The following is a 24,176-nucleotide window of genomic DNA, read 5'->3' on the forward strand; positions in this document are numbered from 1 at the left end:
CCCTAAGCCGAATGGTCTTTAGCAATCAAGTCGCGTTTCAAGCGCTGTTGAAAGGAACATTCGTCAATCGGTCGCCCCGCTTGGGGAACGCGCAGGGTCAGTTTTCGACACGGTTCTATCCGGTCAAAGCGAAACGCTGCAGCGGCCTCGAGGGTCAGATGCCAGGCAGCTCCACGAGCTAGTTCGTCAAAGTCCACATCGGCGAGCATGACAACGCGCACGCGGCCCACCCGATCCTGAACGTACTCGCACGGCATCCACACGCCGGCGATTTCGATATCGGTAACGTTGATTTTCCGGTCGACCTCGGCCGCCAATACTTTCTCAGTTTGCATACGTGGGTTCCCTCTCCGTGAAGGCGCTTCGGGCCGAGCAACAGCGCTCAGTCTTGTCATCCTCTTCAATGTCTCCGCCGTACCGATACAACGGCCTGAGTTTCTCTCAACCGAACGAGCACTATTGCGCATACCGTTTCCCGCCCCTCCGGCTATTCAGAACGGGGCGGTTCCCATGCCTGCTAGCTAACATTCTTGAGAGTGCGACCACTGACAAGGTGTGCTCTATCAGACCCAATCCAATCGGCGTATTGATAGGTCGGGACGTCCGCGCTTCGTTGGCTATCGTCGGCGCTTTGTTTGGCCAACGCATAAGTGTCTGGCAGTTCCTGCAGGCTTACGCTGTTCGAACCTTCTCCACGTTTTTCAGCCGTGTGTGCCTTGTCGACGAGGTGCGCCATTTGGATGAGGCTTCCGAAGGCAACGATAACCAGGCCACTGCGGCAGAACCTGGATGCTCCGACCAGCGCCGTTACGGTCGCCGTCTCGATAGAGGTCGGGGGCAGCGCTCCCGGAGCCGGAGTGAGCATGGCCAGCATGGCTTGTTCCTCTTTGGTCGTCATGATCGTGTCGATACTTACCCAGCAGGTGCCGAACAAAACAACGCAAGCAGAAACCCAATCGAATCGATCCTCTGCGAGGACAATGTGAAACGGGAAGCTTACGCACAGCGCGCACCAGGCCAGAAGCGCGAGCACGAACGCGTAGTTGTGTTGCCCAACCGGTTGCGGATGATGCTTCTTGCGACGATAGATGCTCCGGATGGCCCACACACCGAGCGCAATTGACGTGAAGAAAAGAAAGGATTCCTGTTGCGACATGCTGAGGATGGCGTGCCCGATAGTTTGGATGGTCATTTTGTTTGGTCGGTAGTTGTTCGTTTGAACGGGCCTTGACCAACATGCTTATACCCGCCTAGCAGATGCAGCATCGTTCACTTTCTCCCGGGATAATGGGCATATTTGGCGTCGGTTACGGCTTCTGTTTACTCAAATCTGAATGATCGATGTTGATTTTAATCACTTATATACATGAGCACAATTTATATAAATGCGTTTCGGCATGGACGCATTTGACGTGTCAACCTGAATGGCCGTGTGGAAGCGTTACCTCACCGTCTATCTGCGGATAGTCGGTGAAAGAAGGGCGGCGTAGAAAGGGGGTGCTCGCTGGCTTTGCGTTTACCTAACGGCCGTCTGTTGCTGCGAGTTTCGGTGCCAGGTGATGATTGAACCGGAGCACGCCGGCATCCGACCACGATTGGTGGTCGTTTGTGAGCGGCGGTGAACGACGCGGACGGCTATTGAGCGGGGATCACACGAATCTGGCTCGCAGGCATAGGGACGACTACGCCGTTTTTGCTGGCCGCTGCGGCAGCCGTTGCACTTGCGGCCCCTCGTTTCAGCTGCTTGCCGTCCGCCTCGCCTTGAGTGAACGAGGGCCATGGAACAAATGGCTTCGAATAATCTCTCCCGAAAACGACCAGATTCGGACAGCGGTACACCACTGTGTTGCCGTCAAGCCAGACGAGAACAGCGGTTTCACACTTGACGTTTGGGCCAACGAAAGACGGGGCGACCACGCCGGCCTGGTCGGGATGGCGAAAAAACATCCAGTGATCCGCCACGGTTCCGCAGATGTACAGCCCCGCAGCGACAGCCCATATCGCCATGCCGAACCGCACTCCCGGCCCATTTCGCACCGACCTCTCACGAGTGAGCAGAATGAGCCGCCCTCCGAACAGGAGAACGGTGAGCACACCGAAACCGAAGAAGGCGACGGGCGACCAGTTATAGGCGTCGCCGGCGATCCCTTTCCGAGGGTCGGGCACCAGCTCGAATCCGAGCAGCAAGCCGAGGGCGCCGGTAAGGCAGCAGAGGAAATGGGCTTGGGCGATCAGCGCTTCGCGGCCCTTCGCAGCCAGACCGCGGATGGCCAGAATGAGGTTCGCGTATGCGGCGAACAGGAAGACGGGCAGAAATACCATTCGTTCGACTTCTCCGTTAAAGCCCGTGCGTGCGAGTCATCTCAGGCAATCGGTTTCTTCAGTGCCTTCAGGCGTCGCTCTAGCGCTTCGACGGCCCAATCTGGACACGGACGTGCGCTTGCGCTGCCAGGCGTCGCCAGCCACGCCCTAACCGTGCGAGGTGCACACGGGCGCTGGAGCTGTGCCGCTATGAGGTTTGCGCTTTCAACCTGAGTGATTTTCGACAACGCAAGCAACTGGAGGTATCGGTCTCGGTTGGTCATTGAATCATGATGGGGATTGACGTGGGCACCTTGCCGATCTTAGCATCCCGCATTGTGATATTACCGGCGCGAGCGCTTGCATAGTTCAGTGATCCGGGACTTGGTTTTCCGCCAACCGTTACGCCTGTCAGTTGGGTGCTCGACACCACCAGGACTGAGCATAAGCGATGCCGGCGACTACCTCAAAGCCGGTGAGCACAAACCCGTTCGGCCCCATCCACGCAAGCGTCGCATCGTGCAGTTCAGGAATCGGCTGCACATCGTTGGTGCCGGACATTTGGAACCGGGCGATGTTCGAATACCGATTGAACTGGTGGGACATATTCTGCACGACCACCATGTCTCCATACGCGGGCTCTGCCGTCTGAATCTCCTGCTGAGATAGCACTTTGCCGCGGCGAAGCCTCGGAGTTACTTTCATCAGCATGAGGGGCTCCAGAAGTCGGAGGTTTTTTCCATTGCTGGCGCTCCACGGACTACACTGTATAAAAACACAGTATTATAGCCACCATGAGTCGACTTACCGACGATTCTAACGCCGTCGAATTCTACGAAGAACGCGTTGCGATCATGCACTTTGACGGCGGTCTAAAGGGCTATGACGCCGAACACTTCGCGCGCGTTGCCACCTGGCGATTTTGCCGTCGAACTGGATTTGACGAGCCGGATACCGTGGTCTACCGGATGCTGTGTCGGGACATGACTGGCAGTGAACCGACCGCGCCGGGAACGGGTAATGCAAATGAAGAATGCATCGTCAAGGATCAAATATGGACTTAGCCATACTCGATTACTGGGTTAGCCGTGCCGAGCGAATGAATGAAACACACGAGCAACCCTGCGCGCCGTTGATCGTCCGCAACTATTCGTCTGACCAAAACACGCCGAGCCGATCATCTCGCGCGAGCAGATCGTCATCAGCCACATCGTCGATGCAGAGCTCGGCGAAAAGTCGATCGCCTGGGTCGAACACTCCGGCAACGCCGATCGCCACACTCCGGGCGCGAAGATATGGATGGGCGATACCGAGCTGGAAGCAGCAATGCTCTGCTACCTCAGTGTGAAATTTGGCGACGAACTGAGCGAAGCCTTTTTCATTTGAAATCAGCGACGTTTCTTGGCTGTACGCTTACGCTACTGCGCAGCATTAAATATCGCGCCGGCGGCCAATTGGACTTTGAAATCTTCGGGCGAAACCGATTCGCCGCGCGCTGAGCCGCAGCTCGAACACGTCCCGGCCGATTCGTCATCATTCAACGGCGTCACGGCTCCGCAGGCAGGTGCCAGGCATCTAAAAAATCCACTCGTAGTTGTTACCCAACGTTGTCGTCGATCTACGCAACCCCGAACATATCCAGCAAAGCTCTTGTCACTGCTCGACGCGCCCGAGCTTGACGAGCCTGGAATCGATCGCTCCTTTGGTGCGTCCGTGCAGCTGCGCAAGATCTTTCGGCGACACGCCGGCGTCGAACGACTTTAGTAGCCTTGCATCCTCCACCTCCGACCACGAACGGCCCGCATTCGCCGGCCGCTCACGGACAGCTCGCGCGGGTGGAGCGAGCTTTTCCAGTTCTTTCACGGCGAAAAAGAGCGCCCGGATTACCTGCGGGTTATTGAACGGGCTTTGCTCGGCGAGGACCTCTCCAGTTTCGGGATCAATGCCGCGCGCCAGTCTCTCAAGAGTCGTTTTCGCTTCAACGGGATTCATGCTGCACCATTCCGCCTGTCCTGGTCCTGTTGGTTGGGCGACCGAGTAGTCTCGATCGCCGCTGAATTCACTTGAAAAGCCGCCGGTCGAGCTCGAAGCGCTGTTTATGCAACACCTGCACGTGCTTCATACTCGCATGCACCGGATTCAGAATCAGGTTGTCGTCACTCGGGCACACGACGGACGGCACTCGCATCACGAGCCGTTTGCGCTCCTCCAGCCATTTCCGCGCGAGATCGACCGTTGAGGCCGGGTCATGGTCCAGCGCGTCCCAGTCGTCGGGCAGCTCCGGGACGTAGGCGTTCGACACCGCCTTGTCCGGCACTTCCAATGTGACCAGATAAAAGTTGGCCACCGGGAGGAGGCCCGATGCGTGCACGCGTGCCTCGAGGACCGCCGTCGACGCGTAGCAGCACGTGTACAACACCGGCACGCCCCTCGGATTCCATCGACCGCCCGCGAGGGCGGCACCGTTGCCACTGAGGTCATCGGCCCGGTACCTGCCGGGCTTCTCTTTCGCGAGACGAAACACCTTCATACGGTGACGCCATATTCGAGCCGCATAAGAATGTCGCGGACGCGATCGAACCCCGTTTGCGTATCCAGCATGTCTAGCGGCCGTTCGCCGCGCAACTGGACGCTAGGTCGCATCAACCATTCGGCGGCCAGCTTCTCATCTTCGAGCACGTCCGTGGCTTGCGCGTAGATCAGCATCGTGCGCGCGGCACGGTCCGCTTCACTCGCGCTGAGCCGCTCGCCCTGGGAAATCTTGCGGTTGATCGTGCTGCTAGGAAGACGCAGACTGGCAAGTAACGACTGCACGGGAATGTCCAGCAGTTCGTTGGCGATTCGGCTGACAATCACCGCTTCCATACCATCGCGAATCAGGCCGGATTGCTCGATCGGGCCCAGGCCAAGAAAGAACTTGAAGTCGTCGTCTTCAGCGCCCAGCCCGCTGGTATCGATATGCGCGAGCCGGGTGGCCGCCAGCTTCTCTGCCGGCGCGCCGACCTTGGCTTTGCGCGATTGCTGCCTTCCTGCGATTGCTTCTGCGGTCATGGCGTTTCCCAAATGGTTAATTGCTGATTCCCATTATATTCTTTCCATAATGGATAGCAAGTCTTGCCCATTTGGGTAAATTGATGTACGCCTGTCGTCAACCGACCCAACCCCAGCCTACGAGGGTGTACCGGGATGTATGCACGGTCCTCACTTGAATTGCCTATGGATAGATCGTCGGCCTCCGCACTCCCCTCAAAATCGTGCACTCTCTCGTCTTCGGGTAACATGAATCGCCGGAACAATGGAGGCCCACGATGTCGCGCGAACAGTTCCCTGTGAACCACCCGGAAGCGTGGCCGACCGAGCTGCGGCAGCAGCTAGAAAAGTATCGCAAACTCTTGCTCAATTGGGAGATTTCACCCGGCTCGGTGAGCGCGCCCTCGTACGACAACGCGATGTACGCCTTAAGAAATATGCTCGATTCGTACGCGATCACCGGGTGGCATTGCACGCGTCTTACTGATGCCGAAATAGGGCACATCAAGCACCGCGGCATGCAATTGCCTGATGGTGCGATGTTAGGTCGGCGCATCGCTATGCTGGAAGGAACGGGTGAGATACCGCGAGATATTGCCCTGCGACTAGTTGTGAAAAATCAGGCCAATGACAGCAATCGCGCAAGCAGGCTTTGGTTCTGCTTCTTTCCGCCCCATTTGGCCGGTGAAAATGGAGTCGGTCGATTCTTCCGGAACTGGGGTGGCGAGGCGCTCTATAACTCCCACGAAAGGGATCCAGAAACTTCACCCATCATTCGCAGAATTGGGACGCCATGCATTGTCGAGGCAAGCGTGCCAATTGCCTCGCTCGCTCAGCATGGCGGGCTTGTTTTCAAGATCGTTCGCCGTTTCCTGATCAGTCACGGCTATCAAACGAGTGAACGCGTCGAGCACGAAGATCAAAGCGTTCATCCTATTCCAGCGGAATGCGTCCGGCGGGTGATTGTGTATCCGGAATCGGATTTCCTGGCGCTGACGCGGTGCTCCACTTGGCGCGAACCGCTTACGATTCGTTGACGTACACGCTCGACCTAATGGAATCAGTCCTCGCCTTCGCCGGTGGCCAACCAATCGTCGGCCGACGGGGATGTCCGTCCGCGGTGTCCGTTTTCGATCGTCACGATAAGTCGTGCGGCCGTGCCACGCAGACGGCCCTCTCCGAGGAACCGGGACTCGATGTGCCCGCGTTTCATCGACAAGGTCACGACAACATCGTCTGTAACCGCGCTAAGGCGGAATTCGTCGTCTTCGATGGATTCAAAAAATCGCCACTGCACACTCGAAATCCCCGGCAGGACGAATTCCAACTCAGGAGTCGAGATCTGATCGCCCTCTCGCAATGATAGGAGCGCCTCTGGAGCGCGTGACCGGTGAGCCGAGTGCAGTGAGAGGATGACGGCACTATTCAGTACCACCATCGTGCGAAGGTGAAGGGCTGCGTAGGCCTCGACTGGTCCCAGTCTCACGTATGTGCTTTCGCGATGAGGAAATGACACGTTATAAAGCGCCTCTTCACGGCAGCACGGTTGTCAAAACGAACCGCTTTCGCAAGCAGCAGCGGTCTACTCCTTCGAACAGCACGATCACGCCACCCCGGCCGACATAGCCATTTTCTTCGCGCCAACGGCGAGCAACAGCGATGAGATTCATAAGTCCTTTCCTACTCGTGGCCGGCGTTGTTGCAAAAAGCGATCGCTGCAGGGGGTGACGTTTACGCGCAACGGTCGTGGAGCTGCCTCTGTTAACTCGCGGAGGAATTGCGTAGATTCTCGATATTTGGCGGGAAGATGCGCAAGGACAAACGCAAGAGCCGCGAGCCTAAAGGCGTATATCGAGTCAGGAACTGGACGGAGTACAACGCAGGGCTGATCGCACGAGGCAGCTTGACCATGTGGATCGACGAGAGCGCATTCACGAGCGGGAGCGAGACGAGACCTGTCAAGCGCGGCAGGCCGCAGGTCTACTCCGACCCAGTGATTCAGGCCGTGCTCACGCTCAAGCACGTTTATCATTTGACGCTTCGGGCTGCTCAGGGCTTTGTGCAAAGTCTTCGCAAACTCGCATTTGGGGACCTGCCGGTGCCCAACTATACGACGCTAAGCCGCCGTTCACAGGAGCTTCAGGTCACGTTGCCCGAGATGTCGAGCGGCGACCCGATTCATCTGGTTATCGATAGTACGGGCGTGAAGGTCTTTGGTGAAGGCGAATGGAAGGTGCGCAAGCACGGCTACTCCAAGCGGCGGACCTGGCGTAAGGTCCATCTTGGGCTGGACGTGAAGACGGGCCAGATACGCGCGGCGCTGATGACGCATCAGGACGTCGACGACGCAAGTGCATTGCCGGGTTTGTTGGCGCAGATTCCTACCGATGAACCCATCGATACGGTAGGCGGTGACGGTGCCTACGATACAAAGCAGTGCCATAAGGTGATTGACGGGCGCAGCGCTACGCCGTCGATTCCGCCACGCGAGGGGGCGAAGCCTTGGCCTGAGGGTACGCCCGGAGCAAGCTGGCGAAATGAAGCGATCAACGGAATTGCGCGAGACGGCCGGGACGAATGGAAGAAGCACAGTGGCTACCATCGACGTTCGCTGATCGAAAATACGATGTACCGGTTTAAAACGCTCACGGGGAATTGTCTATCGGCGCGCTGCATTGGTTCACAAGCGACGGAGGTCGCCATCCGTGTTGGCATCATCAACCACATGGTCACACTTGCACGCCCGCAGTCCGCGCGTATTTCATGAATTTAGAATCGCGGGTGTACGCCCGCCTGAACTGTCGATTTTTGCAACAACGCCCTCGTGGCCCCGAAGGTCGACCAACGACTTTTCGAGTGTATCCGCCGCGTCCAAATGCAGTTGCACAATGGCGTCACTTAGCGGCTCGCCTGATGGCATTTTGCGCGACTCGGCTGAGTCACGTAGCACGTTAATCGCAGCCCTCAGTGCGAGTGATGGGGTCAATTTATACATGGTTTGCTTTTCCGGCCAGTGGTCAGTCGACCTTGACGACTTCGAGTTCGTACTCCGCGATCCAGTCGGAACCCGCACCACCATCGCTGGTCACGACGCCGTTATCGAGTTGGTTGCGGATCTCTTCCTCAAACTCTTCGAGCGAGGCGCATTCCATTTCTTCGAGTTCCGCATCCGAAACTTCAATCCTGATGATCACCTGGCTCTCCCTTGCGCCGCACGCGACGGTTCTTCCCTTGTCTGGGCTTGGGCATGGCGCTTCGGGAGAGGCGCCATCGTCCGCATCCCCAACCCTCGGTACGCGTCAGCTTCTTTCGCTGGCACCGCTTGACCCACTTTCTCGTATCTGCCGATCTGTTGCCGGGTAAGGCCCCATCGCTCCGCGAGCTGGGTCTGAGTCATCCCAGCCTTTTTGCGCAACGCTTGCGCGTCTTCACCGAAAAGCACTTTGTTTTCTTTCATCAGTTCGCACAAAAAGCAACATGGATGTTGCATTATCATATCTCATTGTGAAACCGATAAGGAGACACCAGTTGAGTCTGCGAGCGAGCGCGAGGCTCCCGCGTCGCTGCGCCGGCGGCACGTCGTGTGCTCGTCGGTCGTAAAATCCTCTCACCTGAAGCGGAGAACGCCGATGACCATCGCTGTTGGAACGGCAAGCTGGACAGACCCCACGCTAATCGCGAGCAAACGCTTCTACCCACCAGGCTGCACCAGCGCCGAGGCGCGGCTACGCTTCTATGCCACCCAGTTCCCATTAGTTGAAGTCGACTCCAGCTACTATGCGATGCCTAGCGGATCGAATTCAGTCATCTGGGTCGAGCGCACGCCGGAACATTTCACGTTCAACATAAAAGCGTTCCGTCTCTTCACCGGGCATCAGACCGATCGAACGAAATTGCCCAAGGACATACGAGCCGCGCTTCCGCCCAGCGACAAAAAGAACCTCTACTACAAAGACACGCCCGGGGAGATTCTTCGTGAGCTTTGGCGCCGATACATCGACGCGATCGAGCCGCTTCGGCGTTCGGGCAAGCTCGGTGCGGTCCATTTTCAGTTTGCACCATGGGTGGTGAATAACGACGACGGGCGCGCGCACGTCGAGCACTGCGCCGACGTGATGGACGGTTTCACGCTCGCAGCCGAGTTCCGGCACAAATCGTGGTTCTCCGAGAAGGCACGCGAGTCGACCCTCGCAATGGAGCGACAACGAGGCTTTGTGAATGTAGTCGTGGACGAACCCAATACGTCTGCGAACTCCATTCCCGCGATCTGGGAGGTAACAAGCCCCAAGCTCGCGCTCATCAGGCTACACGGTCGAAACCATGAAACATGGAACATTAAGGGCGCGGCGTCGGCGTCGTCCCGCTTTAACTACGACTACAACGAAGAGGAGCTTGGCGGACTCGCGGCACAGATCCTAGCGATTTCGAAGAGCGTCGAGCGAACCCACGTGGTATTCAACAACAATTACGAAGATCAAGGGCAGCGTAATGCGAAAACCTTAATGCGTATTTTCGGAGCCAACGCGATCCCACCATGACCGACGACGCCTAGCAAGGGGACGGCCGGACAGTCGGGGCCCAGCCGCCGCTTTCCACCTGACCCGACGCATAACGTATGTTGTTGCGAGTACCACGGGCGCTTGAGAAAGGAAAAACAATCAGACCGGACGGAGAAAAAATGTCGTCACCTACACAAGATCCAGAACCATCCAGTAGCCTTGGATCCAAGCCGCCGTCTTTGGAACCCGAGAACCGGATCGAGATAGGCGCCCAGCTACGTCAATTGCAGGCGCGCCAACTTTATTATTTCACAGTAAGAATTCGTGCCGAAATGGGACCTAAAGAAGCTCCTACACCGGTCCGGAGCGGGACGAACGACCCTCGAGTAGCTCCGCCAGCGGACTGGGCTCAGTCAGGTCCGACAGACGAGTGGCCCGTGGTGAGTGACTCGTCAAACTATCCGCCACCAGAACGGGGGATGCGCGATTCGCGGGTAGAGGACAGGAGTGCCCGTTTCAGCTTCTGGCGCGACATTCTCTCCACATATGGATTGGACGCGACGTCTGAGGTGGACCCGGGCAGTTGGGAAACATCGTTTCGGCGGAATTTTTGCGGTTCTCTAATAAAACAAGCTACGGCATATAGAGAAGCGCGAACCGTTGAGTCGAAAGATGGTGTCGGGAGCGGCACTCCGGAGATGGCTTTCGAGTTCACTATCGATAACTTGCGCTATGGCAGTCTTCTTTTTGATGTTTCCATTCTAGGAATTGGATCGTTTCTTAAATTTTTCTCCGACAAGCCCGAGTTAGTTATGTCGTTCCTGGAAGCGGGTGTTCCAACAGCGTTCGATGACAGTATCGGCATGCCTTCTAGCGGTCAAAAGGATGTTGCGATTTATCCAAGCCCTGATTTTGAAAAGGCCTTGATTACTCCTAGCGACGGCGATCCGGTTGAGCCGCAATCACCCACGAAAAAGGTGACTTGGAATGACGTTGTGCAGAAGTCTTCTCAGATCGCTTGGCTGCTCCCGACTGTTCTCGCCCTTGTCGTTTTGTACGTAGCCATGGGCATGACGTCAAACGAGGAACAACACCTACATGCGCGGGAGACCGCGCTTGATGCGGAGGCCAAGGAACTAAGGGCGGCGAACAATGCCCGCGTTGAAAAGCTGGATGCCTTAACGCTCGATTTGATTAAACAATTACGCGCTCCGAAACCCGATCCGGTGGTAGCTTCGGGGGCCGAGGCGAAAAGTAGTCCTAAGACCCAGTAGCTGATAAGGATATAGGTCATGCTGGGACCACTGAGGCAGTAACACTCTACGGTATGTAGATTGAAAATTTCGAAGATCAGGGACAGCGCAATGCCCGCACCCCAATGCAAACACTTGGACAAGACGCTGTGGCGCCAGGAGTGGTCATTGCTGCTTCCGGAAATACCGACGCGCACTCCTGGTGGCCCGCGCGCCGGCACAGGGCTTAGCCGCTGCCCATCATGCGCCGAGCCACGACGACCAGGCGCTATGCGCAAGCACGGCGAACTGCGCCTCCATGAAGGGAATCGCGTTGCCCCAGGCGAACAGGACCGCAATCCAAAGCGAAACACTATTACGCCTGACGTAGGCGAGGACCGTCACGGCGACGACGGCGGAAACAATGGCGAGGGTGAACATGCGTTTGATGCTCCAGGTCATGGCCCCGCGAATGCGAGAACCTAAAACCGTGTAGCTTCAAAAGTTTATTCGCCCCGGCCCACATCCCTCAATATTTGTGGATATTCAAGAGAAGTTGTTGAAGTTCGCAAATTCCGCTAATGATGTCCTTTGAAGCGCTAATCGTGCCCATTGATTCTGCTAGCGCAGCTGTTCTACCACAACACGAACTCGCTGCCCGCACGACTGACTAAGCGCAGGACGACGCCGCGCTGACCAACATCTACATAAGGGGGATGTTGAAGGCCGTCGAAGTGACACACAAGGTGCCATACAGTATGGCGCTTTTGATCTGCGCAGTAAGATGGGCACCTTCCGAAGATTAAAGAAAAGACCTCCGGTATTTGTACTTGCTGCCGCCTTAGGCGAATGCACCTATTGCGCTCCTGTACAACCGCATTAGCCGAATCAGCGGACACGCCAAACGCGTTAGCAAAATCAACGGACATCCGAGCGTGCGTGCGTTGCTGAAACGCAACGCCTAGAAAGGTATGCAAAACCGCTGCCATGCCTTATTTCGCGGGGCCAAGCTACAGCTTTACATTAGCGTAATCTATGGACACGATTAGCAGTTTCAAAGGACTTCAACATCTGGATGTGGCTCAACCTATCGTCATCAAGACGCGCGAGCGTCGCGAACCGCTGGAGCGCCGACTGTGAAATCGAAGGGAAAAGGATCCATCCGGCAGTCCCGAGAGCGGGTAGCTCCTCCAAGGTGCTGCTCTCCCATAGTGTCCGAACGCTCACTTGATACCGCCCCGCGACGCGGTCTAACCAGCTTCCGAAGGCTTCTTCATAGAATGGTCTCGGAGCAATCGGCCACGGATCCGGGCTACTGCGCGGTTCGGCAGACATGCTCAAGGTGCGTGATGCCGATGAACTCGTCGCCATTGCGAATCGATAACTCAACGGCGTTGTTCAGTAGCGTGGATATCTCGCCGGTTAGCCCCCCGCTCGCGCTCAGAACGAATTGAACGATGCAGAGCGGATAGCCGCTTCGTTCGGATCCGCCATTCCCGCTCCTAATCGACCTTCGTCGAACGCATTAGCGGAATTAAAGGACACGACGAACGCGCTAGCAAAATTAACGGACACCCGGTTGTGCGCCCGTTGCTGAAACGCAACGCCCGAAAAGGCATTGAACTCCCCGTTGCGACCCGCTGCGCGGGGCTGCAGCGCTACCTTTCATTAGCGCAAGCTGTGGACATGATTAGCATAATTAACGAACATCAACAACGGCCGCCAGACTCGCCGGCCCGACAATCAGTCCATCGGACAGACCGGCGCCCCCGACCCGCGCCGTCCCGACCGCCGCGTGGCAGACATAACCAAGGTAAACGTCGACAGGAAAGCCTGCGATGAATGCCAGAGTGAAGATGGCCGTGGCTGGCACTTCCAAGTTTCGCCCGCGTGCCCTGGGCAGCCAAAGGGCCACGCACAGCAAAATGGTGCCCGGGGCGACGTGCACAGCGCTGCTGTCGCAGTATGAGAAATGCGTCGAGATCACCATCGACAGTCCGAAGACCGCGCCGTAGAACCACCCCAACGAATGCACGGTGCGCGGCAGGTAGAGCAAGGACACAGCCAGCGGCAGCAAGCCGCCGACCGGATCAATCGAGACAATATTCAAAGGCCGTTCCCTCTCGGTTCGTTTTTTGCGAGGTCGGCATCAGCGTGCGCCGCCTTCAGTTCGTCCGGTAATGCGTGCAGCGATGAAACGAACACTGCTGCCGCTTCGCCTATGCGTCTCAGCATGGGACCGACAGGCTATCCCTTTTTGAGGCCCGGCAGCTTGGTAGGGACAACGATATTGAGATTGTCGCTATTGCTAACCTCGAAGGGAAAGGCGTTACGCTGGAATAGCGGCGAAGCTATCTGCACCTTGATGCGTAGATCATCCTGCGTCGAACCATTAAATAATTTGAAAACTTCAGCGTCGGTGCCGATCGTCGTCCTGGCGAGCGTATTTAGCTGTTCGTCCGAGCTTCCGAGGTCCATACCTAAAAATGCTGCTGTCAAAGCCGCGCCGAGTTTAGGGCGTAACAATTGATCTTCATCGACACGTTGGTTCGGTGCGATATGCGAAAGGGCCTCAATGATGTTTTCATAATCCCGCTTCAAATCCTCGATGCTGATCGCCTCGAACCCGGCAGCTTCCTCGGCAGCAAGCTCGGGTTTAGCGAGGCCTAGTGTGCCTGTTCGATAATAATTTTCGACAGCACCTCGTCGCAAGAAAAAACACCCGAGCTCGGCGAGCGCGCCAAGTAACGCGTTATATCGAGTGAACAGGCTTGCCGCATCAGCCGCAGCATCACCGAAGCTTTCTGGCTTAGTTAGCAACCGCGCCAGCGTTACCCTTCGCTTAGCAAGCGCACTCGACTGTTTGCTCGACCAATCGGGATAGAGTGCGGCTGCCGCATCAACTGCGGATTGATGTTTGGACATGAACGTTTCCAAAGCGGTCCGTAAGTCATTGTCGAGATCCGCTAGGCTCGTTCGGCCGAGTCGATCGGCGATTGCGGTGGCTTGAGGCAGTTCACTGAAACTACGAACAAGCCCGTTGTCGTCTGCTAGGGAAACACTGATTTAACCGACGCGTTTGTAAACGCTGTGGCGTAGTGAAGCGTTGTTAGAGCTGGAACGACGACGGAGCGATGCGGATGCGACAAATCAGTTTTTCGAGTGCAGAACACAAAGGCAAGAAGCGGGTTACGCGGCGCGAGAAATTCCTGGGCGAGATGGAGCAAGTCGTGCCGTGGTCGCGCTTGTTGGGGGCATTGGAGCCCTACTACCCGAAGGGCACGAGGGGGCGTCCGCCCATTGGGCTGGAGCGCATGCTGCGGCTGTACTTTGTGCAGCAATGGTACGCATTGTCCGACGAGGGGCTGGAAGATGCGGTGAGCGATAGCGCGGCCGTCCGGCAATTTGTCGGTATCGATCTGGGACATGAGGAGGCGCCGGACGCGACCACGGTGCTGAAGTTTCGCCGGCTGCTGGAAGCGCACAAGCTGACTGCTGTGCTGCTGGAGGAAATCAACGCGCACTTGCGCGAGCGCGGGCTGATGATGCGCGAGGGGACGATGGTGGACGCCACCTTGATCAACGCGCCGACCTCGACGAAGAATCGCGACAAGGCGCGCGACCCTGAGATGCATCAAACGAAAAAGCGTAATCAGTGGTACCACGGCATGAAGGCACACGTGGGCGTTGACGCTGAGTCGGGCCTGGTGCACAGCACGCACTACACGGCGGCCAACGAGTCTGATGTGGCACACACCCATGAGGTGCTGCATGGTCAAGAGAGTCACGTGTTTCTCGATGCGGGTTACACGGGGGTGCACAAGCGCGAAGAGATAGTGAAGGCGCAAGGCGACGGTGCCATCAAGACGCAAGTGCAATGGTCGGTGGCGATGAAGCGTGCCAAGCTCAAGGGCATGGCCGAAGGGCCGCTGAAGCAGTTGACGCAGGCCCTGGAAAAGGTCAAAGCGCAAATCCGGGCGCGGGTCGAACATCCGTTTCATGTGGTGAAGAACCTGTTCAACCAGAAGAAGGCTCGCTACCGGGGCCTGGCTAAAAACGGTGCGCAGTACGATGCGTTGTTTGCGCTTGGCAATTTGGTGATTGCAAAAAAAGCGTTGCTGCAATCAATGGAGAACTCCGTCTGCGAGGCGGCATAGCGCGCAAAAACGGGGGCGAAAGCCCCACAGAAGTGAAAATTCTCAGCGGCTGCTAGCCAAATCCGCTGCTGGTTCACGAAAGAATCTGCATCGTGCGAATAGCGTTGCACGATGCTGCTTTGTTCAGCGTTTCCCTAGGGCATCGAGATCCGCGAGTACCGCAATATGCTTATTCATCAAGCGAAATAGTTTTGCTGCTTCAACAAATTCCCCCTTGCCGGTGACTGGCAGAATTTGTGCGTTACGCGCAAGCAACCTCAGGTCGAGGGAGCGCGCAAGCTGCGTTGCGATGATCTCGTCGCTGGGTCCCTCGACCAACAGTACACGTTCAGCAAACATCGCCATGCGGTGCGTGGTGCTGAGTCGAGCGACCAACGCTGCTAACTTGTATCGTTTGAGGATGTCTGCATCATCGGGAACTTGCGTCGGCGGTTGACGTGCTGAGTTGAAGAACGAAATAAAGGGTAGTTCGCTCAGCTTACGCAGGGGGAGCAGCGATGCCGAATGGGTCGCAATCACGATCACCTTTCGCGCATGGTCTGACGGATCTCCAGCGACCCGTTCCATTTCTTCGAGCAGAAAAGCTTGATGCTGGGGGTGCAGCGAAATCTCGGGTTCGTCGATTAGAAGCGCACCAATCTCGTCATTGTGGATCGCCGCGAGCAGTGCTACGAGTTGAAGGATGCCACTCGCTTCATGATTGGCCGCATAGGACTCGCCGCCAGACATCGCCGAGAGTCGGATGTTGAGTCCGTTTTGTGACCACGAAAGTTGTACGCTTCGATCAAATAGCTGCTGGAGGCGTGCTTCAATTTTTAGGCGTAGATCGGCGCGACTGTCGAGCGCTAGGAGGCTACCTGTGACGCTCTCAAAATTCCACCAGTTCTTTTGGTGAAGAATATGACCGACTGCCGCATCGGATTGCTCGATTGAACCTGGGTTGAGGAGTGCAGCACGAAAATTTTCAAGGGGACTGCTGCGTCCGGCTGCGAGGAAGTGAGTTTTCCGGCCATGAATGCTGATGTAATTTGTAGCATCCAGCGCAGTCTTTATGGCCCGTAAGGCGCGAGTCTTGCCGCTACCGTTCGGGCCGACTAATGTAGTGATACCGGGTCGAATCGTTACAACCCCTTCAGTTGCGGTTTCACCAAGCAGTTGAATCCTAACTCCAAGCGGCCAACGTTGCGCCACGTCATCCGTGTTTGCAATCACCTTTTAGCCCCGCCCCTCAATTAACTTGTTATAAATGCTTCATTCTATCCCGGGTGGGATATGGACATGCCCAGCGGAATGGCCGGCTGCGCTGTCCTGCTTCGCATCGAGCCTCCCACGGCCTGGATTCCCACGAGCTAGGCCTGCGGGCTTCGCTTGCGTGCGGTCGGCAAATCAAGCTGGCCGTTGCCTGTCGGGCATTCTTCCAGGACTTTGCCACCGTCTCAGGGTCTGGGGAGCAATGGAACAGTTATCGGAAGAATCCCATAACTGTTCCATTGATCCCCGGACCCCGCATCGTGATCGGCATGATCGATAACGGCCGACACCGCATCTTGAGCCATGGCCGTCACAGCGCAGACAACGCAGGCATCCCCGATGGCGGCTCCGTGTTCGAGATCGGTTCCATCACCAAGGTGTGTACACGCGCTCCTTCTCGCTGACATGGCAGGACGGGCCAAAGCAAGATTCGACGAACCGGTGCAGGATCTCCTCCCTAGCGGTGTAGTCGTGCCTCAACGCGGCGGCCAGACGATCACGCTGCTGCATCTCTCCACACATTCGTCCGGCCTTCCGAGAATGCCGGACAACTTCAATGACGACGATCCCGATCCTTATCGGCATTACACTGTTGACGCGCTTTACCGATTCCTATCGTCACATGAACTCGCGCGATATCGGCGCCATCGAGGAATATTCTAATTTCGGCGTCGGCCTGCTGGGCCACGCACTAACGTGCCGTGCAGGCAAGGACTATGAGACGCTGATCCGCGAGCGCATCACGGGCCCGCTGGGTCTGGACAGCACGTCGATCAGGCTGTCCAGTTCCATGAGCAGCCGCCTCGTGCCCGGACACGATGCCGCGATGAAGCCAGTGCCAGGATGGAATCTCGGCCCGTCACCCTTCGCGGGCGCAGGCGCTTTGCGTTCGACCGTGAACGATCAGCTGACCTTACTGGAGACGATTTTAGGACAGCGAAAATCCGCTCTGGATGACGCGATTCAGGACACACTGACGCTCCGTCAACGCGTAGGCGATAAAGACATCGCGCTCGGCTGGGGCGCGAAGGCGATGAGCGACGATGAACTGTTCGGCCACGACGGCGGCACGGCGGGTTATCGTTCGATACTGTTGTTCTACCGTCGCGCGCGCGTAGGTGTGGTCTTGCTGTCCAACGCGGCGGTCGAGGTCGGCGACATCGCGCATCATCTTTTGAATCCGGACATGCTGCTGAAAAAGGCACGGGTGATCGTTCCGATCGACCTGGCCCTGCTGCAATCTTATGCCGGCCGTTATGAATTGCGCCCGGGCTTCGTGATCACCGTGATCGACGCAGATCATCATTTGATTGCGCAGGCCACTGGCCAGAACGCGCTCGATATCTTCCCCGAAAGCGATCGCGATTTCTTTGCAAAGTTTGACGCCCAGGTCACGTTTAATGTCGATGACCACGGTGTGGTCGGCTCATTGACGCTACATCAGCATGGCGAGGATTTCCCCGCGCCGAAGATCGGGTGAGAGAGTTACCGCTTGACCGGCCTCAAGCGCGACCAGACGCCAGCTTGTTGTTTCCTTCCTAAGGAAACCAGCCTAACGACCGCTGCTTGCCGCTATACGCCTGCCCGGTAAGAGCCGGCCTTCAGCGAATCGCTGCACCTTTGCCAGATTTGCCCGACGAGCGGGCTTTGGTAGTTCAGCGTCAACTCGTTCGTAAATAGCGTAAGCGCATCCGATTGACGCACTGCGCGTGAAGCGGCCAAGTGCTGGCCAGACAACTTTAGCGCCATTTGTCCAAGCATCACTCGGTCAAGCCAGCTCGCCGACATCATGTTCCTCGCCAGCCAGATGCGTGCCGATTCGACGACGTGGTCAACGCGCCAAGTTTTCGTCAAAGCGTGCGATGCGAGCGCACTCGTCACTAAATAGCAAAGTAGGTGGGTTCGCGCCGCTGGGCTGATCGACTGTCTTGAAGGTGGCATATTTGATTCAGACTCCGGCGAAGGTGACGCGATGAGGTAGGCACATGTTATCGCCACTCGCACGCGCGATCCACGACGACGTGCGCAACAATCACGGCCGAGAACTGAATTTATCGTCCTATCCCCCGACATTCGCCGTTCAACGGCCTACTTACAAGAATGTCGCTGCTGTCGTTCTCCCGGCAGATGGAGAGGGCCGACAAGGCCACGAGCGAGCGGTCATGGTCTTGTCGGATCCGACGATGAGCTGCCGGAGTCGACCCCTTCCGGACTTTCGGATTTCTCCAGAGCGGACGCGCATTCACTGGCTGCAGACCTGACCACAGAACTCAGACCGGCGCGCGGAATGCTCCGGACCACTATTGCCGCCGAGCGCATTTCACAATACTTCGATATCAACCTGCAACTTCTAGCCGGAGGTTGAATTGCCTTCCAACTTCGCCGAAGTCAATACCTGCGGCTCATCCACAGACCTAAAGTTCTCGCCGCCTAAAAGCCTTTATCCGAGTAAAAAACACGGATGATTCGCAAGATGCTCTTGGTTGGCATCTGAATTCCACCTATCGCGGCATTGGGAACGACAAATGCGTGAAGGGTATCTTTGAATTCGTAGGAACGACCAATGACGAGTGCATCAAAACAGTCGGAGATATGCCCGCGTATGGAATTACAACCGGCACGAAACGCTGACCCGATCCTTGACCATCTCGAAAAAATGATTCGTCGAACAGCAAAACTCGGACGTACTGCCCGTAATCAGGGGATGGGCCGACAGTACTGGATCGATCGAATCAATGCTGTGATTAACGAGATTACTTTGCTTTCCTCTCAGAAGCTGCGCGCAGATCTGCTGCTTAGTGAACTTAGATCTTACGATCGTGGATGAACACCCGATGCATCGGGAACAATAAGGTGCGAGCTTTCTCTCGTTCCCCAATACACGGAGAGCGGCTCCGATGAAGATACGACCAGCTTTCACTCGCAAACACAACGCCCTCGTCGGCGCTCCGGTCTGCGTCCCGTTGGCGCAATGAAATGAGGAGGTGTTGCAATGATGCATGAGTTTCTGGCGAACAACCGTCAAGCTCTGATAGAGCGGTGTAGAGCGAAGGTGGCGCAAAGGCCCGCACGGGCTGCAACCGCGCAGCAACTTCAAAATGGCGTGCCGCTATTCTTGGAGCAGATCATTCGAACGCTCCGAGTCGAACAAACGGACGAGCCAATGGAAGGCCGCAAGATTTCGGGGCCCTCCAACGGTGCAGCAACGCGGTCTGAAGTCGGAGCAACTGCCGCCCAACACGGACGCGAGCTTTTGAAACTCGGTTTTTCGGTTGACCAAGTGGTTCACGATTATGGCGACTTATGCCAGGCGATAACGGATCTCGCGTACGAGCGTGACGCGCCGTTTGAGGTAGATGAGTTCCGGACGCTCAATCGCTGCTTAGATAACGCGATTGCAGATGCAGTGACAGAGTTTAGCTACCAGCGCGATGACGCGCTCGAAGAAGAACACGCTCGCGAGGCGAAGCAGCAGCAGGGATTTTTCGCCCAAGAGTTGCGTAACCTTCTCAGCAAAGCAGCGCTTGCGTTTGCCGCAGTCAAAACCGGCAATCTAAATGTAAACGGTGCCACGGGATCAGTACTAGAACGCAGTTTAACGGGGCTGCGCGATATGATCGATCAGTCGCTGGCAGAAGTTCGGGTTGCGGCGGGAAAGCCCGTCCAATCCCAAATGTTTTCAGTTGCTGAGTTCATCGCGGAAGTCAAATACGCTGCAGACCTTGCGGCTCAGGTTCGCGGTTGTGTTTTGACGGTTTCGCCTGTCGATGGTGAACTGGCCGTCAGCGGCGATCGTGATTTGCTTTATTCGGCCGTTGGGAATTTGCTGCAAAACGCTTTTGCATTCACACATAGCCACACCGAGGTGACATTGAACGCCTACGCGGTCGCCGATCGCGTCCTGATCGATGTAACGGATCATTGCGGTGGACTTCGAGCGGGTGACGCAGAGAAAATGTTTCTACCGTTCACGCTAGACAGTGCGGACAAGTCAGGCCTCCGGCTAGGTCTTTCGATCGCGCGGCGTGGCGTTGAGTCCAGCGACGGTGCTCTCACCGTACGCAATATTCCTGACACTGGGTGCGTCTTTACTATCAGCCTACCTCGATATGCAATGACAGGTCGATGAACGCGACGTCCAACATTCGATGCAGTGAGTTTGACGCCTCGGACGTCACCCGCGATGCCCAGCGGCTTCACGATCGGACCATCGTTCGAAGCCGGTGACTACGCGTGTGCGAAAGTCACGACGAGGGTGAGCAAATTGGCTGGCGATTGGCCCTTCTGAAAATAGCCGTCGAATTCCTGGTCCGCGAGATGTCGGCAGACCTTTGCTTCATCTAATGCAGTAAAAGCGACGGTCGCGATACCACTGATGTGCTTATTCTGCCGCAGTGCTAGAGCGGCCTGGACGCCGATCGTGATGGCTTCCAGTCCGCCGAAAGCCACACGGCATGCCATGCTTTCGAAGGATAGAAAGGCCGCCATTGCTTCGGCCGCATTGTGATTGTCGTCGACCACCAGAACTCGTAGTTGTATGCCGCCAAGGTCAAAGCTGCGCTTAGTCCATGGATGCGAGGCGATTTTGCTGAGATTTGAATGCATTTGATCTCCGGGATAAAGACCAATACGCATCCCGCGTGCCGCGTCGGGTTTTTGTTCAAGACAGAGGCTAATAAATAGCAACATCCTTGAACAATCCGCGGCGAACTATTTCCCGAGGTTTTCATAAATCATTCCAACCTCAAGTAGGTTGGGAGCGGCTTGAAGCGCGGAGGTTGTCGACAATCTATCCTGCGATGTCGAATGACCGGAGTTGGCCGACAAGAGGCGGTCACGCCTGCCAGACACACGGCCACTCGATGCACCCTCTGCGCTCACAAAAACACATCGGTCAAGAATTGTCGCCCGACACGCGCGGTATGAATGGATCTGAGCGCTCTGTTAGCCGTCCTCGGGCAGCCGTGCTCTCCAGATAAGACGCTCAACTTGCGCATTGAATATTCGTTATAAATAACGGAAAATAGAAACCTCGCCCCGAGGTCAATATGCGTAACGTTACGAATAATGAGACGGCTCAAGCAAGCAATCAGGAAGCCAAGCGCGGTCGTGGCCGGCCACGAAATCCGGATGCGATGACCAACGCGCAGCGGCAGGCCGCTTACCGGCAGCGACAGCGTGCTGTCTCAATTAATGTAACAGTAACGAAAAATGATGGCCTGCCACACCAGATGCAGATTTTGCGCGCCGAGTTATCCGAGGCTCGCCATGTACTGACTCAGCTGCGTCTCGAGCAAGAGCAGGCATCTTCCGCCGCAGAATCGGATAGGCGCGAAGCTTTGATGCTGCGTAAGCGGCTCGCGCGGGCCGAGGCTGCATTGAGCGCCGTGAAGGCCACTCCAGCAGGTAACGACCGTGGTCCGAGTTTCGAGGTGATGCTTAAACTGCTTGCGATGGCGTGCACGCGCAAGCCTCTGAAGGCCCAGCTTGCTATTCGCGAATCGGAGCTCTGGCGCAACGGCGTGGTCAGCGCGTCGGGCGTCTCGGAAGAACAGATGAAGCAGGTGGCCGCCGCGCTCGCAGGCAAGCTGATTTAGCCAGGGGACGTTTGACGACTGGGGCGACAAAGTACGTTTAGCCGTTCCGTCCCAGTTAAAGCTAACTTTGATCGATACAACACATCGTTCTTTGAGCCGGCGTTCTCGACGTTCAACACTTCGCGCGATATGCTTGGTCTCCATGTTGATCGCTTCGATAACAGCGGCCTTACTCTTCCGCTAACGGCAAACACTATGACGCGCATGATTCAAATTAGTCCAGGCGTTGCGTTCGCGGCCGTCGTACTTTCCCCCGAATGGTGCCTTATTGCGACCGGCGACCTTAGGGCCGCCCCTGCTCCGGTAAGCAACTCAGCATCCGCAGCTGACCGCGCTTCAACCATCGTCATGAGTGCTACCCGCGATATCGAGCAGCTCGACTTGCTTTAGTCGCCAATCGGGTTTTCTCATCGGGATAGCATTACGCTGCAGCCCTGTGCCAATCGTTATAGGTCGTGCGCTAATCCAAACTACAGATGACTATTGATAACGATACCGAAGCCAATGGATCACACCCCCCGCTCCGCTATCGCTCGCGTGCAGACCGCGAAGCAGCACTGCGCGCTGTGCGAGACGCTGAGTGTCAAGCGCTCTCGCAGCGCATCCAAGCGTCTCGCGCAACTCAGAACAGACATGAGCGCGAAGGTTCTCAACGTAGGCAACTTGCCGACATCCAGGCATTCCGCGCCCTGATGCTGAATGCCTTGGAACACCCACTCGCCAAAACGACATCACCTCGATCAGGTTCATTGGCTTTGTTTAAAAGCGTCTGCGCGCTGATTAAACAACGCAGCGGCGAAGATCCAAGTTTTCTGACGCCAAACCTGAGCAAAAGCATGCCGTTTTTCTACAAAATGGTGTCGACCCCTGCCGCCTGGATCGCCGTCGCAGACCGACTCGCCGACCACACAAGGGCAGGCCTCACGCGAGAAATGACGGCGCTCGGACCGTTCGCAGGATTGAGAGTTAGTATCCGTTCGATACTGATTAATGCAGGCATCAACGACGTCATTCAGCTACGTGCCGCAATCGCCGCACGCTCGATCGTGCTCGATCACGACATCGCGAGCAACGGATTAACCCGCCGACGCTGGACCGAATTGCACGAATGGATCGACCAGCAAGTCTAGACCACGCCGCGCGGCGAGCAGCGATGCCGACAAGAATGGTCGAACCGTATGCCAGAAGTCCGGAAGACCTTATCCGGTGCGTGAGGCGTAGTGGAACGGAAAACAGAACGCCCACGTTAGCCCCTTGACGTACTCCATCAGCGCTCATCACGGCAGCCAGGCCCGGGCGACGCGTCTGTCCCGTCTTCGCCCACCACAGCCGCGCCAACAGGCGCGCAGACACACGTGAGATTCGCAGCATCCTTCACCCTCCTGGGAAAGGGTTCGGTGCGACTCGGTATGCAAAACGCGGAAAGATATTCGCTCGCCGGCGCCCCGTCTCACGCACCTCATCCCTTTGCAGCCAACACCTTAAAGTCTGTGCCGGCGCTGGCCAACAGGGCCATCACCGCCGGTCGTCCCATCTCTATCTGCAACCACGCGGGCGCGTCCCCCAGCGCGATACTCACCGCGCGATCAGGCGCAAACGCGCCGAAGACACGCGCAGAAACGACCTGAGCAATTCGAGTCTGTTCACTGCGAGTAGGCGTGCGCTTTCCAGCGTTCGAGATTTCCTTGGAGATAGCGCGGGTGACCCGCGCGGTGCGCCGGATCGGCGGAATCCAAGTGCGCAACGCCTCGGCCATGCCTGGCTCCAGCCCCAGTGAGAATCCCATCCGGAAGGCCTTTGCTTGCTCCGCAGGTGGGTTGGGCGGGCGCCAGCATTCGTAAGCGGCTCGGCCCGACCGTTTCGCCATGCTGACTTTTCCAAAGCATGATGAGGGCGTTCAGATCAACGGAGCCAGTCAGCCATGTCGAACGCAGGGGGCGCAGCCCATCCCCGTCGCACGTACGCGCGAAAATTCAAGCAGCAGGTGATCAGAGAGACGTTGGTGCCTGGCATGTCGGTGTCGATTGTTGCGCGCCGGCACGACATCAACGCCAATGTAGTGTTCGGATGGCGCAAGCAATATCGTGAAGGCAAGCTCGTCGTCCCTGC

The 24,176-nt window shown here is 56.8% G+C and carries 29 protein-coding genes; 12 read left to right on the plus strand and 17 right to left on the minus strand.

Features of this window, described 5'->3' with window-relative positions:
- Nucleotides 1–2 precede the first annotated feature (2 nt).
- The 7 genes from BSU04_RS06940 to parS form a co-directional block, all read right to left on the minus strand.
- Nucleotides 3–335, minus strand: coding sequence for a hypothetical protein (locus BSU04_RS06940; protein ID WP_089159911.1), 333 nt, complete (start codon nucleotides 333–335; stop codon nucleotides 3–5).
- 182 nt (nucleotides 336–517) lie between these two features.
- Nucleotides 518–1,192, minus strand: a complete 675-nt coding sequence (locus tag BSU04_RS06945; protein ID WP_089159912.1) for a hypothetical protein — start codon at nucleotides 1,190–1,192, stop codon at nucleotides 518–520.
- A 443-nt stretch (nucleotides 1,193–1,635) separates the two neighbouring features.
- A complete protein-coding gene (locus tag BSU04_RS06950) occupies nucleotides 1,636–2,322 on the minus strand; it encodes a hypothetical protein (protein ID WP_089159913.1) in 687 nt (228 codons plus the stop codon).
- A gap of 390 nt (nucleotides 2,323–2,712) precedes the next feature.
- On the minus strand, nucleotides 2,713–3,012 hold the full coding sequence (locus BSU04_RS06955; protein ID WP_256982265.1) for a hypothetical protein: 300 nt from the start codon (nucleotides 3,010–3,012) through the stop codon (nucleotides 2,713–2,715).
- A gap of 942 nt (nucleotides 3,013–3,954) precedes the next feature.
- The gene (locus BSU04_RS06965; RefSeq protein ID WP_089159915.1) at nucleotides 3,955–4,293 is read right to left on the minus strand and encodes a hypothetical protein; all 339 of its coding nucleotides are present in this window, start codon (nucleotides 4,291–4,293) and stop codon (nucleotides 3,955–3,957) included.
- Nucleotides 4,294–4,360: 67 nt separating this feature from the next.
- Nucleotides 4,361–4,831, minus strand: a complete 471-nt coding sequence (locus BSU04_RS06970) for an RES family NAD+ phosphorylase (RefSeq protein ID WP_089159916.1) — start codon at nucleotides 4,829–4,831, stop codon at nucleotides 4,361–4,363.
- Nucleotides 4,828–5,352, minus strand: coding sequence for a type II RES/Xre toxin-antitoxin system antitoxin (gene parS / locus BSU04_RS06975; protein WP_089159917.1), 525 nt, complete (start codon nucleotides 5,350–5,352; stop codon nucleotides 4,828–4,830). Before parS ends, BSU04_RS06970 begins: the two co-directional genes overlap by 4 nt.
- A 257-nt stretch (nucleotides 5,353–5,609) precedes the next feature.
- Between parS and BSU04_RS06980 the strand changes: the two genes are divergently transcribed.
- Nucleotides 5,610–6,368 (plus strand): hypothetical protein, encoded by a 759-nt coding sequence (locus BSU04_RS06980; RefSeq protein WP_089159918.1) that lies wholly within the window; start codon nucleotides 5,610–5,612, stop codon nucleotides 6,366–6,368.
- Between the two features lie 23 nt (nucleotides 6,369–6,391).
- Here BSU04_RS06980 and BSU04_RS06985 read toward each other — a convergent pair whose 3' ends face one another.
- A complete protein-coding gene (locus BSU04_RS06985; RefSeq protein ID WP_089159919.1) occupies nucleotides 6,392–6,658 on the minus strand; it encodes a hypothetical protein in 267 nt (88 codons plus the stop codon).
- Between the two features lie 205 nt (nucleotides 6,659–6,863).
- On the minus strand, nucleotides 6,864–7,001 hold the full coding sequence (locus BSU04_RS46265; RefSeq protein ID WP_179258229.1) for a hypothetical protein: 138 nt from the start codon (nucleotides 6,999–7,001) through the stop codon (nucleotides 6,864–6,866).
- 137 nt (nucleotides 7,002–7,138) lie between these two features.
- Here BSU04_RS46265 and BSU04_RS06990 point away from each other — a divergent pair, with 137 nt between their 5' ends.
- Nucleotides 7,139–8,098, plus strand: a complete 960-nt coding sequence (locus tag BSU04_RS06990; protein WP_089159920.1) for an IS5 family transposase — start codon at nucleotides 7,139–7,141, stop codon at nucleotides 8,096–8,098.
- Nucleotides 8,099–8,348: 250 nt separating this feature from the next.
- Here BSU04_RS06990 and BSU04_RS46270 read toward each other — a convergent pair whose 3' ends face one another.
- Both BSU04_RS46270 and BSU04_RS07000 read right to left on the minus strand, forming a co-directional pair.
- A complete protein-coding gene (locus BSU04_RS46270) occupies nucleotides 8,349–8,525 on the minus strand; it encodes a hypothetical protein (protein WP_179258228.1) in 177 nt (58 codons plus the stop codon).
- Complete coding sequence (locus tag BSU04_RS07000; protein WP_306427174.1) at nucleotides 8,522–8,827, minus strand: helix-turn-helix domain-containing protein; 306 nt, start codon at nucleotides 8,825–8,827, stop codon at nucleotides 8,522–8,524. The genes BSU04_RS46270 and BSU04_RS07000 overlap by 4 nt, the downstream gene beginning before the upstream one ends.
- 133 nt (nucleotides 8,828–8,960) lie before the next feature.
- Between BSU04_RS07000 and BSU04_RS07005 the strand changes: the two genes are divergently transcribed.
- Both BSU04_RS07005 and BSU04_RS45240 read left to right on the plus strand, forming a co-directional pair.
- A complete protein-coding gene (locus BSU04_RS07005) occupies nucleotides 8,961–9,869 on the plus strand; it encodes a DUF72 domain-containing protein (protein WP_089159922.1) in 909 nt (302 codons plus the stop codon).
- A gap of 140 nt (nucleotides 9,870–10,009) precedes the next feature.
- On the plus strand, nucleotides 10,010–11,104 hold the full coding sequence (locus BSU04_RS45240; RefSeq protein ID WP_144021147.1) for a hypothetical protein: 1,095 nt from the start codon (nucleotides 10,010–10,012) through the stop codon (nucleotides 11,102–11,104).
- Nucleotides 11,105–11,323: 219 nt separating this feature from the next.
- On the opposite strand, the gene BSU04_RS07015 is transcribed toward BSU04_RS45240, so the two are convergent.
- From BSU04_RS07015 to BSU04_RS07035, 3 genes are all read right to left on the minus strand, one after another.
- A complete protein-coding gene (locus BSU04_RS07015; protein WP_144021148.1) occupies nucleotides 11,324–11,503 on the minus strand; it encodes a hypothetical protein in 180 nt (59 codons plus the stop codon).
- A gap of 1,258 nt (nucleotides 11,504–12,761) precedes the next feature.
- Complete coding sequence (locus BSU04_RS07030; RefSeq protein ID WP_089159925.1) at nucleotides 12,762–13,172, minus strand: hypothetical protein; 411 nt, start codon at nucleotides 13,170–13,172, stop codon at nucleotides 12,762–12,764.
- A 137-nt stretch (nucleotides 13,173–13,309) separates the two neighbouring features.
- Nucleotides 13,310–13,987: a hypothetical protein gene (locus tag BSU04_RS07035; protein WP_089159926.1), complete on the minus strand. Its 678-nt coding sequence runs from the start codon at nucleotides 13,985–13,987 to the stop codon at nucleotides 13,310–13,312.
- A 215-nt stretch (nucleotides 13,988–14,202) separates the two neighbouring features.
- Here BSU04_RS07035 and BSU04_RS07040 point away from each other — a divergent pair, with 215 nt between their 5' ends.
- Nucleotides 14,203–15,219, plus strand: a complete 1,017-nt coding sequence (locus BSU04_RS07040) for an IS5 family transposase (RefSeq protein ID WP_089159927.1) — start codon at nucleotides 14,203–14,205, stop codon at nucleotides 15,217–15,219.
- 123 nt (nucleotides 15,220–15,342) lie between these two features.
- On the opposite strand, the gene BSU04_RS07045 is transcribed toward BSU04_RS07040, so the two are convergent.
- Nucleotides 15,343–16,431 carry an ATP-dependent nuclease gene (locus BSU04_RS07045; protein ID WP_218827245.1) on the minus strand — a complete coding sequence of 363 codons (1,089 nt, stop codon included), beginning with the start codon at nucleotides 16,429–16,431 and terminating at the stop codon, nucleotides 15,343–15,345.
- 444 nt (nucleotides 16,432–16,875) lie between these two features.
- Between BSU04_RS07045 and BSU04_RS48735 the strand changes: the two genes are divergently transcribed.
- The 4 genes from BSU04_RS48735 to BSU04_RS07065 all read left to right on the plus strand — a co-directional run bounded on the left by BSU04_RS48735 (nucleotide 16,876) and on the right by BSU04_RS07065 (nucleotide 20,599).
- Complete coding sequence (locus BSU04_RS48735; RefSeq protein WP_179258230.1) at nucleotides 16,876–17,133, plus strand: serine hydrolase; 258 nt, start codon at nucleotides 16,876–16,878, stop codon at nucleotides 17,131–17,133.
- Nucleotides 17,027–17,950 (plus strand): serine hydrolase, encoded by a 924-nt coding sequence (locus tag BSU04_RS07055; protein WP_089159929.1) that lies wholly within the window; start codon nucleotides 17,027–17,029, stop codon nucleotides 17,948–17,950. Before BSU04_RS48735 ends, BSU04_RS07055 begins: the two co-directional genes overlap by 107 nt.
- A 1,083-nt stretch (nucleotides 17,951–19,033) precedes the next feature.
- Entirely contained in the window at nucleotides 19,034–19,297 is a 264-nt protein-coding gene (locus BSU04_RS45245; RefSeq protein ID WP_144021149.1) for a hypothetical protein, read from the plus strand.
- A gap of 165 nt (nucleotides 19,298–19,462) precedes the next feature.
- Nucleotides 19,463–20,599, plus strand: coding sequence for a sensor histidine kinase (locus BSU04_RS07065; RefSeq protein ID WP_179258232.1), 1,137 nt, complete (start codon nucleotides 19,463–19,465; stop codon nucleotides 20,597–20,599).
- Between the two features lie 98 nt (nucleotides 20,600–20,697).
- On the opposite strand, the gene BSU04_RS07070 is transcribed toward BSU04_RS07065, so the two are convergent.
- Nucleotides 20,698–21,159 carry a response regulator gene (locus BSU04_RS07070; protein ID WP_256982267.1) on the minus strand — a complete coding sequence of 154 codons (462 nt, stop codon included), beginning with the start codon at nucleotides 21,157–21,159 and terminating at the stop codon, nucleotides 20,698–20,700.
- 446 nt (nucleotides 21,160–21,605) lie between these two features.
- Here BSU04_RS07070 and BSU04_RS07075 point away from each other — a divergent pair, with 446 nt between their 5' ends.
- Both BSU04_RS07075 and BSU04_RS45250 read left to right on the plus strand, forming a co-directional pair.
- Complete coding sequence (locus BSU04_RS07075) at nucleotides 21,606–22,067, plus strand: hypothetical protein (protein WP_144021150.1); 462 nt, start codon at nucleotides 21,606–21,608, stop codon at nucleotides 22,065–22,067.
- Nucleotides 22,068–22,543: 476 nt separating this feature from the next.
- On the plus strand, nucleotides 22,544–23,197 hold the full coding sequence (locus tag BSU04_RS45250; protein WP_144021151.1) for a hypothetical protein: 654 nt from the start codon (nucleotides 22,544–22,546) through the stop codon (nucleotides 23,195–23,197).
- A gap of 329 nt (nucleotides 23,198–23,526) precedes the next feature.
- On the opposite strand, the gene BSU04_RS07090 is transcribed toward BSU04_RS45250, so the two are convergent.
- A complete protein-coding gene (locus tag BSU04_RS07090) occupies nucleotides 23,527–23,823 on the minus strand; it encodes a hypothetical protein (RefSeq protein WP_089159934.1) in 297 nt (98 codons plus the stop codon).
- 165 nt (nucleotides 23,824–23,988) lie between these two features.
- On the opposite strand from BSU04_RS07090, the gene BSU04_RS07095 reads away from it, so the two are divergent.
- Nucleotides 23,989–24,176 (plus strand): transposase (locus BSU04_RS07095; protein ID WP_144021152.1); only part of this gene is annotated, 188 nt, incomplete at its 3' end.

The sequence above is a fragment of the Caballeronia sordidicola genome (assembly GCF_002220365.1).
In the GTDB taxonomy this organism is placed as follows: domain Bacteria; phylum Pseudomonadota; class Gammaproteobacteria; order Burkholderiales; family Burkholderiaceae; genus Caballeronia; species Caballeronia sordidicola_C.